The 11711-nt window shown below is 66.4% G+C and carries 11 protein-coding genes; 9 read left to right on the forward strand and 2 right to left on the reverse strand.

What is annotated here, in order from left to right:
• The 5 genes from ftsY to C486_RS11875 all read left to right on the forward strand — a co-directional run bounded on the left by ftsY (position 1) and on the right by C486_RS11875 (position 7067).
• The gene (gene ftsY, locus C486_RS11855; protein ID WP_008456395.1) at positions 1 to 1617 is read left to right on the forward strand and encodes a signal recognition particle-docking protein FtsY; all 1617 of its coding nucleotides are present in this window, start codon (positions 1 to 3) and stop codon (positions 1615 to 1617) included.
• A gap of 80 nt (positions 1618 to 1697) precedes the next feature.
• Positions 1698 to 2333, forward strand: a complete 636-nt coding sequence (locus tag C486_RS11860; protein ID WP_008456397.1) for a hypothetical protein — start codon at positions 1698 to 1700, stop codon at positions 2331 to 2333.
• A 332-nt stretch (positions 2334 to 2665) separates the two neighbouring features.
• Positions 2666 to 4351, forward strand: a complete 1686-nt coding sequence (locus C486_RS11865; RefSeq protein WP_008456399.1) for a nitrite/sulfite reductase — start codon at positions 2666 to 2668, stop codon at positions 4349 to 4351.
• Positions 4341 to 5996 (forward strand): Coenzyme F420 hydrogenase/dehydrogenase, beta subunit C-terminal domain, encoded by a 1656-nt coding sequence (locus tag C486_RS11870; protein WP_008456401.1) that lies wholly within the window; start codon positions 4341 to 4343, stop codon positions 5994 to 5996. The genes C486_RS11865 and C486_RS11870 overlap by 11 nt, the downstream gene beginning before the upstream one ends.
• 465 nt (positions 5997 to 6461) lie before the next feature.
• Positions 6462 to 7067 carry a GNAT family N-acetyltransferase gene (locus tag C486_RS11875; protein WP_008456404.1) on the forward strand — a complete coding sequence of 202 codons (606 nt, stop codon included), beginning with the start codon at positions 6462 to 6464 and terminating at the stop codon, positions 7065 to 7067.
• A 22-nt stretch (positions 7068 to 7089) separates the two neighbouring features.
• Here the strand turns inward: C486_RS11875 and C486_RS11880 are convergent, their stop codons facing one another.
• Entirely contained in the window at positions 7090 to 7779 is a 690-nt protein-coding gene (locus C486_RS11880) for a haloacid dehalogenase type II (RefSeq protein ID WP_008456406.1), read from the reverse strand.
• Between the two features lie 122 nt (positions 7780 to 7901).
• Between C486_RS11880 and thiE the strand changes: the two genes are divergently transcribed.
• The 3 genes from thiE to C486_RS11895 all read left to right on the forward strand — a co-directional run bounded on the left by thiE (position 7902) and on the right by C486_RS11895 (position 9770).
• Complete coding sequence (gene thiE / locus C486_RS11885) at positions 7902 to 8567, forward strand: thiamine phosphate synthase (RefSeq protein ID WP_008456408.1); 666 nt, start codon at positions 7902 to 7904, stop codon at positions 8565 to 8567.
• Entirely contained in the window at positions 8564 to 9394 is an 831-nt protein-coding gene (gene thiM, locus C486_RS11890; RefSeq protein ID WP_008456410.1) for a hydroxyethylthiazole kinase, read from the forward strand. The genes thiE and thiM overlap by 4 nt, the downstream gene beginning before the upstream one ends.
• 103 nt (positions 9395 to 9497) lie before the next feature.
• On the forward strand, positions 9498 to 9770 hold the full coding sequence (locus tag C486_RS11895; RefSeq protein ID WP_008456413.1) for a DUF7553 family protein: 273 nt from the start codon (positions 9498 to 9500) through the stop codon (positions 9768 to 9770).
• 54 nt (positions 9771 to 9824) lie between these two features.
• On the opposite strand, the gene C486_RS11900 is transcribed toward C486_RS11895, so the two are convergent.
• Positions 9825 to 10460 (reverse strand): hypothetical protein, encoded by a 636-nt coding sequence (locus C486_RS11900; protein ID WP_008456415.1) that lies wholly within the window; start codon positions 10458 to 10460, stop codon positions 9825 to 9827.
• A gap of 161 nt (positions 10461 to 10621) precedes the next feature.
• Here C486_RS11900 and C486_RS11905 point away from each other — a divergent pair.
• The coding region (locus tag C486_RS11905) for a polysaccharide deacetylase family protein (RefSeq protein WP_008456417.1) at positions 10622 to 11711 on the forward strand (1090 nt) is incomplete at its 3' end.

Genomic DNA, 11711 nt, shown 5'->3' on the forward strand with positions numbered 1-11711 from the left:
ATGTTCGATAACCTGAAGGATAAGCTCGGTAGCTTCCGGAAAGACGCCGAAGAGGCCGCCGAAGAGAACGTCGAGACGGTCGACGAAGACGAACTCGAGGACGAAGAAACCGAGGTGGACGATTCGGAGTCGACGGACGCGGAAGCGACCGATACGACCACCGAACCGGCGGACGCCGAGCAGGCGACCGCCGCGGTGGAGCCGGATTCGGAACCGGAGGATGCCGGCGCGGCGTCGGACGCGACAGCCGAACCCGCGGCGACGACGGAGTCCGCCGGTGCGGACGCGGCCGACGCCGTCGACCGGGAGTCGGCGACCGAATCCGAGCCCGATTCGTCCGAGTCCGCCGACCCCGAGTCGGGCGTCGACGAGGCCGCTCCCGGCGAAGCGCCGGCCGAGACGGCGGCGTCTGAGACGAACCCATCCGAGGCGGACGACTCGGACGATGCCGACGACGACGACGGCCGGACGGGTCTCGGTGCCCGAGCTAGATCCCTCTTTACGGGGTCGTCCGACGCCGATTCGGAGGCAGACGAGGCGGCTTCCGAGGAGGAGCGGACCGCTGAAGCGACGCCTGACGCGGGGCCGACCGAGACGGCGGCCGCCGACGAAGACCCGGACGCTGCGGCGGCCGGTGAGGCCGAACCGGCTCCCGACGAGGCCGAGCCAACCACCGACGACGCCGATGCCGAGAGCGATGACGCCGAGACCGGTGGCAACGCCACGGGATTCGGGACGAAGGCCAAATCCCTCGTCAAGGGGAAGTTCGTCATCGAGGAGGAGGATCTCGAGGATCCGCTACACGAACTCGAGATGGCCCTGCTCTCGAGCGACGTCGAGATGGGCGTCGCCGAGGAAATCCTCGACAATATCCGCGACGAACTGGTCGGCGAGACCCGCACCTTCACGACCTCGACTGGCGAGGTCGTCGAGGAGGCGTTGTACAACGCCATTTACGACGTGATCAGCGTCGGTCAGTTCGACTTCGACGAGCGCATCGCAGCCGCGGACAAGCCGATCACCATCATCTTCACCGGCGTCAACGGCGTCGGGAAGACCACTTCGATCGCCAAACTGAGCCGCTATTTCGAGGACCGCGGCTATTCGTCCGTGATGGCAAACGGCGACACCTACCGCGCTGGGGCCAACGAGCAGATCCAGGAACACGCCGACGCCTTAGACACGAAGTGTATCAGCCACGAACAGGGCGGCGATCCCGCGGCGGTGCTGTACGACGCCGTCGAGTACGCCGAGGCAAACGACATCGACGTCGTCCTGGGCGATACGGCGGGTCGACTCCACACCGACGAGGGCCTGATGGACCAACTCGAGAAGATCGGCCGTGTCGTCGATCCGGATATGACGCTGTTCGTCGACGAGGCCGTCGCCGGGCAGGACGCGGTCAACCGCGCCCGCGAGTTCAACGAGGCCGCGGAGATCGACGGCGCGATCCTGACGAAAGCCGATGCTGACTCCAACGGCGGCGCGGCGATTTCGATCGCTCATGTGACCGGCAAACCGATCCTGTTCCTGGGCGTCGGACAGGGCTACGACGACCTAGAGCGGTTTGACCCCGACGAGATGGTCGACCGCCTGCTCGCCGACGACGACGCGTAAGCGTCGCGTCGCGCGATCGCCGTCTGGTTAGCGCGTTGGCATTTCAGAAGACACTTATTATCCGTTTGAGACGTTGGTGTATGAGCCGCCCTCCCTCTCGACGAACGGTTCTCGCGTCGATCGCGACGACCGCGGCGGTCGCCACGGGCGGGTTCGAGTCCGACCCGAGCGGCGTGACTGCCCCCTCGCTCGAGTCCGGCATCGTTCCCGCGGATCGGTACGACTGCAGCGATGTCGAGCGTCCCGAGCCCGATCGGCCCGATAGTGCGGACGTGCTCGAGTCGCTGCCGTATCCGGCACCCCCGTCGGAGGCGACCGCCGGCGGGGACCGCAATCCGGCGGCCGGCTCACGATCGTCGTCGGTGTACGGTGTGAGCCGGTACGTCACCGAGTTCGAGCGGGCGTATCGACGGAACGCGTTTCTCGCCCGGTACGGGTCGCTGGCGCGGACCGTCACGCTTCACCGGACGGCGTCTCGGACGGCACCGATCGATCCATCGGGACCCGAGGATGCCGTCTTGGTGGCGATTCGCTACGACCTGACGAAGGGGACGCGCCAGTCGTTCGCGGACCAACGCACCGAATGGGATGTCCGCGTTGTTTACTATCTCGACGAGCGCGTCCTGCTCCGGGCGCGATACGACGGCGTCGCCGAGGAGTTGTCGTTCGACCCCGACCCGCGGACTCAGGGAACGCTCGTCGCCTGTTTCGACTGATCGGGCATCGAGTAGATGCCGGCCGGGACGCGTGGCCGAGTTACACGGTACCGGGGATGATTGCCGCGATCACCGACGCGCCCGCGCTGGGAGCGACGCCGGCTGGCGCGTTGTGGCGCGCTGTCGTCGGTTTCCGTTCGGTACCGTCGACAGCGATCGTCCGAGGGTGCAACACTTGCCGGTGAAAGCGATCCACGTCATGATTCGCCGAGTTACGCGGGTGTATAGTCGTGGGATGGTATTACTCGCTAAACGATGGTCTTCAAAACGAATACCCGTGCTGCGGGACGCGTCGGTACTTCTGTCGCCGGACGAACGACGAGGTGGGTCGCGTGAATACAGTCGAACAACACAAACAGGAGAAACACCCGCTGGATGTCGTTGACGATGTCTACGACTACGCCGACGCGGAACTCTCCTTCGAGGAAATCGAAGAACGCGCCGGCGGCGGCGAGTGGGAGCGTCTGAAGTGGGCCGGCATGTACGCCCAGAAGCAGGAGGGCTACTTCATGATCCGGACCAAGGTGCCGGGCGGGAAGCTCACGCCGGCACAGGCCGAAGTTATCGGCGAGGTCACCGACGACCTCGCGGTCGCTCCCGAGGAGTACGGCGGCGAGGAACAGAACGAACTCTGGGGCGACGCCTACCTCGACATCACGACCCGACAGGACATCCAGAAACACTGGATCCGTGTCGAGGACGTGCCCGAGATGTGGGACCGCTACGACGAGGTCGGCCTGACGACGGTCCAGGGCTGCGGTGACTCGGCCCGGAACGTCCTCGGTTGCCCCGCGGCCGGGCTCGACGACCACGAGTGTTTCAACGCTCAACCGGTCATCGAGGCCGTCTCCGACTTCTTCACCGAGAACCGCGAGTACGCCAACCTCCCCCGGAAGTTCAAGATCACGATCACCGGCTGTGCCCACGACTGCGCACAATCCCAGATCAACGACGTCGGTCTCGTCCCCGCGAAGAAAGCGATCGATGGCGAACACCTCTACGGCTTCCACGCCCGCGTCGGCGGCGGGCTCTCCGACGGGCCACGGATGGGATCGGAGCTCGATGTCTTCATCCGACCCGAAGACGCCGTCGAGTTCTGTCGCGCCGTCGCCCAGACGTTCAAGGAACTGGGCGACCGCAACAACCGCGGCGTCTGCCGCATGCGGTACCTCGTCGAACAGTTGGGGCCCGAGACGTTCGAGGAAGCCGTCCGCGACCGCTGTACCGTCGCCCTTCCGACCGGCGGCGAGAACCTCACTGTCGGTTACCAGGGCGACCACGTCGGCGTCCACGAGCAGAAACAGGACGGCCTCAACTACGTCGGCTTCAACGTCATCGCCGGCCGCATGGGCGGCGACGAGTTCGCCGCGGCGGCCCGCGCCGCCGAGACGTACGGGACCGAGGACGCCTCCGTCCGCCTCGCGACCGACCAGAACTTCCTCATCACCCACATCCCCGACGAGAACGTCGACGACCTGCTGGCCGAACCGTTCGCTCGAGAGTACAGCCCCGATCCAGGGCCGTTCTCGCGGGGCGCAGTCGGCTGTACGGGCAACGAGTTCTGTAACTACGCCATCATCGAGACGAAAAAGCGAACCAAGCGCTGGGCTCGCGAACTCGACGACCGCATCGACATCCCCGACGACATCGAAGCCATCCGGATGCACATGTCCGGCTGTTCCGCGTCGTGTGCTCAGCCACAGATCGCCGACATCGGGTTCCGGGGCGAGACCGTCAAACTCGAGGACGAAGACGGCGACGACATCGTCGAAGGGATGGACTTCGGGCTCGGCGGCTCGCTCGGTGCGGACAACGAGTTCCTCGACTGGGTCGAAAGCGCCGTCCCCGCCGACTCCGTGATCCCGGCGCTCGAGCAGCTGTTCGAGGCCTATTCCGCGGATCGCGACGACGGCGAGACGTTCTACGAGTGGTGTCGCGGCGTCGACAACGACGAACTGCGGTCGATCATGCAAGACGCGGACGCGCCGGTCGCACGAGGTGTTGCTCATGGGGACTGATAGCGAGGACGAACACAGTGAGTCCTCGAAGAAGCGAGCGAGCGGCGAAGCCGCAAGCCGCGACGACGAACGCCGCTTCCCCCACGTTCCCGAATCGGACGACGATGACGACGCCGTCGTCGTTCCCGACGCCGAGGGTGGCGCGTCCCGGTCCCGAGAGAAGACGGACCACGCTCGAGCGGGTGCCATCACGCCAGGTGGTGGGCGTGAAGACGAACGCTGCTCGCCGAACGCCTGCACCTGCGGCGAGCAACCGCAGGCGGAGACGGCGGCGGACCAGCCTGTCGCGACGGACGGAGCGGGCGTCGCCAACGTCGACGAGATGGGAGATCTCGGCGACCTCGAGTTCACCGAGCCCGCCGAGGGTGTCAGTCAGGATGTCTACGACGACGCCCCCGACACCCGCGTCGGAGTTCCCGAGGGCGTCGATCTGGAGACGCCGGCGTACGCGATCCGGTCGCGGATGAACGACATCGAAACGCCCGACGAGAAGACCTGGTTCATGGAACTGGACGAGGCGGTCATCGACGAGGGCCGCTGTATCCAGTGTGGGACCTGTGTCGCCGCCTGTCCGTCGGACTCGATCGGGGTCGGCGACGACGGCCTGCCGGAACTGGTCAAGATGTGTACGGGCTGTTCGCTGTGTTGGGACTTCTGTCCCCGCGGCGGCATGCGCTACGAGCGCCAGTGGAAGATCACCGGCGGCGAGGACAACGTCACGGGCGCGGGCGACCCGATCACGGAGTTCTCCGCAAAGGTCGATGACGACTGGACCGACGCGGCACAGGACGGCGGGGTCGTCACCGGCGTCCTCGCGACGCTGCTCGAGGAGGGCGAGATCGACGGCGCGCTCATCGCCACCGAGAGCGACGAGGAGGCCTGGAAGGCCGAGAGCTACCTCGCGACGACGACCGAGGAACTCATCGCGAACGCCGGCACCGTCTACAACCAGACGCTGGCGCTTGGCAACCTCGACCTCGAACGGTGGGAGCACAAGCTCCCTGACAAAGACTGGGATGACCTCTCGCTGGCTATCGTCGGCACGCCCTGTGAGATCGAGGGCATCCGCGCCCTGCAGGATTTCGAGTGGGACTACCAGGCCCAGAACGAGGGGATTCGGGCTGTGGACTACACGATCGCGCTGATGTGTACGAAGAACTTCAACTACCACAGCCTCATGGGCGAGCAACTCGAGGAGCAACGCGGCATCTCGCCGTCGGAGATCGGCAAGATGGACGTCCTCGAGGGCAAGATGATGGTCTACGACCACGACGGCGAGATGATCGTCGAGGAGGACATCGAGAACTTCCACGACGCCGCGCTCAAGGGCTGTGACGAGTGCGCCGATTTCACCGGCTTCTGTTCGGACATCACCGTCGGTTCCGTCGGCTCGAGCGACGACTACTCGAGCGTTATCATCCGAACCGAGCAGGGGATGAAGGCGTGGGAGCTGACCGAGCCAAAACTTGACTACCACGACTTAGAGGACAAGTCGGCAGTCGGTAAACTCCAGGGCTGGGACAAGAAGAAGGCCTTCGAGAGCTTAGAGCGGCCCTTCGATCCCGACGCGCCGCGGTTCATCGAGTACACGGACCACGCCGAGAACTACGGCACCGAACTGAACCCCCACGACTTCGGTCACTGAGCGGATTCGGACACGGTCGCATTTCGATCGCGCTGATTTTCCCGTCGGATTCGCTATTTTTCGGAGCGAGTCGGCGGTCGACCGTGATCTCAGTTGGATGCTTGCCTCGAGTTTCGTGACGGTGAGGCTGTGAAAGACCAGCGCGGATGCCAGCACGTAGACGACGGCCGTGTGCAGCGGTTCCGGATCGATCTCTTTGACCGTGGTGAGGTCGTAGCCCACGCCCGTGATGGCGATGATCGGACCGACTGCGGAGCCGATAGATACCGAGCAGGGCAGCCATCGATCAGCGTTCGACCTCGCGTCGTGACGGTCGACTCGAGAGAGCGAGACGCCGGGAGAGACGCAGACGCTGCAGTACGCAGCGTTTCACTCCCTGCATCCGATATCTGGGGCTTGCGATTACCGGGAGCTGATCCGACGTCGTTTCGGCGGGCTTATTTCGAGCGCACGGGAACCACACTCATGGTATCCGACGACCCGATTCGCGTTGCGACTCGTGAGGACGCGGCTGCGGTTCGCGACATCTACGCCCCGTTCTGCGAGTCGACGGCGATTACCTTCGAAGAAACCACTCCCTCCGAGACCGAGCTGGCCGACAGGATCGCGTCGACGCTCGAGCGCCATCCGTGGCTCGTCTGCGAGGTCGACGACGACATCGTGGGCTACGCCTACGCGGGACCGCTCCGAAAGCGCCGGGCCTACGAGTGGGTCGTCGAACTCTCGGTCTACGTCGCCGACTCGGCCCGCCGAATGGGTGTGGGGCGGGCGCTCTACGAGTCGCTCTTTGCCGTCCTCGAGCGGCAGGGAATCCGTGACGGCTACGCCGTGACGACGGTGCCGAACCCCGAAACCGAGCGGTTCCACGAGCGGATGGGGTTCGAGCGCCTGGTCGACTTCCCGGCGATCGGCTACACGCAAGCCGAGTGGCAGGACGTGGCCTGGTGGCAGCGAGCGCTCGCCGAGAAAACGGACTCGCCCGAACGCCCGCGCCCGTTCCCGGCGGTTCGTGCGGACGATGACTGGGATACCCTCATCCGGACGGGCGCGGACTCGCTCGAACTGGCCTGACCTGACTCGAGCCGTCGGCCGCTCACCGCTCCAGTCGATCCGCTAGCTCGGCGAGCCCCGTGGCGATCAGATCCGGTTCGTCGCCGAAGGGATCCCAGGGGGTCTCCGTCCGGTCGAGCCAGACGCCCTGCGTGCCCGCGTGGATCGCGCCCTGCACGTCGAACCACAGCGCCGAGACGTGGACGAGTTCGTCGAGCGGCGTCCCCGTCCGCCCGGCGGCGTGGCGGTAGAGGTCCACGTCCGGTTTGAACGTCTCGAGTTCGTCCGCGCTGATGGTATCGACGATGAGGTCGCCGATGCCGGCGTGGTCGACCATCGACTCGAGCATCTCGGGAGTGCCGTTCGAGAGGATGTACGTGTCGTAGCCGGCTTCGTGTATCCGTTCGACGCTCTCCCGTACGTCGTCGAAGACCTCGAGTTCGTGGTAGACCTCGAGGATGTCCTCGCGCTCAGCGGCGGGGAGGTCGATCCCGTGAGCCGCGAGGGCGTAGGCGAGCGCGTCGCGGTTGATCTCGTAGAACGTCTCGTCGGACTCGAGGTGGTTCGCGACGAGCGTGTACTGCATCGACCGCTCGCGCCAGGTCCGGGAAACGGGGGCAGCGTCGTCGACAGCGGCGTGGTCGGCGAGTGCGGCTGCGGTCGCATCGACGTCGACGAGCGTACTGTAGGAATCGAACGTAACCGTCGTCACGCGGTCGTGGTCGAACGCCATAGCGAGACCACAGCGGGACGGGGGAAGAACGTCGGCCGTTCTCTCGCCGGTGGGGCGGCTGGAACGGACACTCCGTGATATCGACCGAAGCCGATTAGTGCTACTACCGACTGGTATCTGCCGTGAATCCCTCGAACTGGCAAACCTATCTCGTCACGCAGGCGTCGCTCTCGGGCGATCGGTCGACGCCCGACATCGTCCGGGCGGCCATCGACGGCGGGATCGACGCCGTACAGCTTCGCGAGAAGGATGTGAGCGCCCGATCCCGGTACGAGTTCGGCCTCGAGGCACGCGAGCTCACGGCCGCGGCGGGCGTCGACCTGATCGTCAACGATCGGGTCGATATCGCACGGGCGATCGACGCCGACGGCGTCCACGTCGGCCAATCCGACCTGTCGGTCGCGGTCGCCCGCGACCTGCTCGGTCCGGACGCGATCGTTGGCTGTTCGACGTCGACGGTCGCCGAGGCCCGGGAGGCGGAGGCCGCGGGGGCGGACTACCTCGGTGTCGGGGCGGTCTACGGCACCTCGTCCAAGGATGTCGACGAGCGGAAAGACGGGATCGGCCCGGAGCGGATCGCCGCGATCGCCGACGCGGTCTCGATTCCGGTCGTCGGGATCGGCGGGATCACGACCGACAATGCTGGGCCGGTCGTCGAGGCGGGCGCGGCCGGCGTGGCCGTCATCAGCGAGATTACGGCGGCCCCGGATCCGCAAGCTGCAACCGAAACGCTCGCTGCCGCCGTCGAAAGGTCGAAGGGAACCGGAGACGGAGGGCGAGAGGAATGAGCGTTACTGACATCGCCGCCGCCGATCTCGCGGAGTCGGTCCGGACGGTCCGAGAGATGGAACCGCTCGTCCAGCACCTGACGAACACGGTGACGATCAACGACGTGGCGAACCTGACTCTCCACTGGGGCGGGCTGCCGGTGATGGCCGACTCCTTCGGGGACGCCGGCGAGATGGCAGCGGCCGCGCGCGCGGTCGTGCTCAACATCGGCCAGGTACCCGACGGCCGCGTCGAGGCCATGCACCAGGCCGGTCGGACGGCCAACGAGCGCGGGATTCCGGTCGTCCTCGATCCCGTCGGCGTGGGCTCGACGCCCTCGCGCGACGCGGTCGCCGAGAGCCTCCTCTCGGAGATCGAGTTCGCCGCGATCAAGGGCAACTACGGCGAAATCAGCGCGCTCGCCGGCGTCGAGGCGGACGTGAAAGGCGTCGAATCCATCGGCGATTACGCGGAGATCGAGGCGACGGCCCGGTCCGTCGCCGAATCGACCGGCGCGACCGTCGTCGCGTCCGGCGTTGACGACATCGTCGCCGATGCCGACGGGGCGGTCCGACTCACTGCCGGCCACGAACTGCTCGGCGAGGTCGTCGGCACCGGCTGCATGCTCGCCGCAACCATCGGGACCTTCGGCGGCGCGCTCGAGGACCCGAGTGAGGCCGCCGTCCACGCCACGCTCGCGTTCGGCATCGCGGGCGAGCGCGCGGCCGAGATGGACCAGTCGGGACCGGGAAGCTACCAGACGGCCTTCCGCGACGCCGTCTACGGTCTCACCGGCGATGTCGTCGCCGACCTCGCGCTGGCGGACCGAATCGAACGGCTCCGCTAACGCCGCGGCCCCGACCGGCCGTCATCACGTCAGCCGGCCGGTCTTTCCAGCGGCCCGAAACGTACTGTCACCGTTTTAGTACCCACCGGGAGAAACGTGAGCTATGGCTCGCACCGAACTCGAGAGCGCGGCCGAGTCGATCGCGGCGGCGGCGACGGCCGCGTCCGATGACGAGACACGAGAACGGCTTCAGAACCAGGCGGCCAAGTTCGAGGACTACGCCACGGCCGAGCACGGTCCCGACCACGGCCAACTCGCGCGCCACGAGCACATCCTGAAGGATATCGCGGGCGACGAGGGCGGCGATGTCGCGGAGGAGATCGACGACGCGCTCGAGGCGATCACCGAGTTCCGCTCGACGCTCGAGGGCGTCTGAAGCGCGGCGGCGGACGTTCGTTACCGCATCAGGGGTGTCACGTAGCGCAGGTGCTCAACAGACGGGCTTCGGGTTCGCGCCCATTCCTTCGAGCGTCTCGACGTACTCGTCGTAGGCGGCCTGGATCGATCCCGTGGCGGCTTCCTCGGCGCGGTCCCAGTCCGCGTCGCTCTCACAGACCGTCTCGAGGAGGCTCGTCGCGCGCTCGAGTTGGTCGTCTAGGTCTTCGCCGAAGCCGCGGAACAGGCTCGCGGTCTGGGGGTCGGCGTCGCCGACGAAGTAGCCGACCACCTGGTCCTTCGAGCGCTGGCTCGCGAGGATGCGGCCGACGAGTGCGCCGACGCGGGCGACGGTGTCCGTCTGATCGCGCAGGTACTCGTGGAGCGCGGGCACGTCGTCGGGCTCGTAGCTGTCGTCCGCGAGTTCGTCGTCGACGGTCTCGTAGTGAGCCTGTTCCTCCGCGGCCGTCGTTTCGAACGCCGCGCGTGCGTCGTCGTCCGCCTCGTCGTCGGCCCACTCGCGGAACGTCTGCCAGGCGGCGTACTCGGCGTCGGCGGTGGCTTCGAGGACCGGCTCCGTCTCGATCTCGCCGCCGGTGTCGGCGTACAGCGATTTCGAGGAGCCGAGTCGCGAGAGCGCGGTCTGGTTGTCTTCGCTGACGGTGTCGACGAACGCGTCCGGATCGGTCATAGAGGCCCTTCGAGTGGACTCGAGTTATGCTTATCGTGACCGCGCTCGCGGGGGCGGCTCCCGTTCCTCCCTGTGTCGGGCGATATGCACCAGCTACCGTTCGACCGCCTATCGCCAACAGCAGCATAACAATGACCCTACTCGAACTGTCCTCGAGCGGAATGAAACGACGAGCGTATCTGGTAACGGCCGCCGCAGCGACGCTCGGTGGCTGTTCTGCCCTGAGCGATTCGGAATCCGCCGACGAGTCGAACGAAACCGACGGCGACGACTCCGAGGACTCGTCCGACACGATCGACGAGGACCCCGGCTCGTTCGACCAGTTCGACGATCTCTCGATGTGGGAAGTGATGGACGGGTCGCTGGAACTGGACGCGCAGCGATCGTATGCCGGCGACCAGTCCGGACGCATGACGGCCGACCGGTCCCAGCAGCGAGTGATGATCAAACGCCGATTCGACTCGCCGCGGGACCTCTCGACGGAGTTTCCCGCGCTAGCCTTTGCCACCGAGGACGACATCGATCCGGTCGTCCAACTCAGCGACACCGACGGCAACCGGCTGCTCCTCCAGTGTGACCTCAAGCCCGGACTCCCCCTCACACACCACGACCTCTCGGTGGTGGACACCCACGGCGAGCCGGACCTGAGTTCGATCAAACACGTCAAGATCTCCGCCTGGGCGGGCGAGGACCGGTCGGTGACGATGTGGGTGGACGACCTCCGTTTCGTCTCCCGCCCGGAGACGGGCAAAGTCCTCCTCCAGTTCGCGGGCGACGAGTCCGTCTATACGCGGGCGCGTCCGATGCTCTCGGACCACGACTTCCCCGCGACGGCGTTCGTTCCCACGGACTACGTCGGCGGCAGCGGCTATCTCAGCCGCGGCCACCTCGAGACTCTCCAGAGCGAGGGCTGGACGATCGGCAGCCAGGGGACGACCGCCGCCGACCTCTCCGAGGCGACCGAGTCGGCCCAGCGCGACCAGATTCAGGGGGCCATCGAGTGGCTCGAGGACAACGGGTTCGACGACGGCGCGAGGTACTTCGCGTACCCGCTCAACCGCTACGACGAGACGGCGATGAGCGTCGTCGAAGCGAACCACGATATCGGGTTCGTCGGCGGCTACGCCGGTCACGGTAACCTGTCGAACCCCGCGCTCGCCCCTCGAGCCGTCGGTCCCACTGCCGACGAGGCACGCCGACTCCTCGATTGGACGGCCCACTTCCTGTCTCTTATACACATCTCTGATGGCG

It is taken from the genome of Natrinema gari JCM 14663, from assembly GCF_000337175.1.
Lineage (GTDB): Archaea > Halobacteriota > Halobacteria > Halobacteriales > Natrialbaceae > Natrinema > Natrinema gari.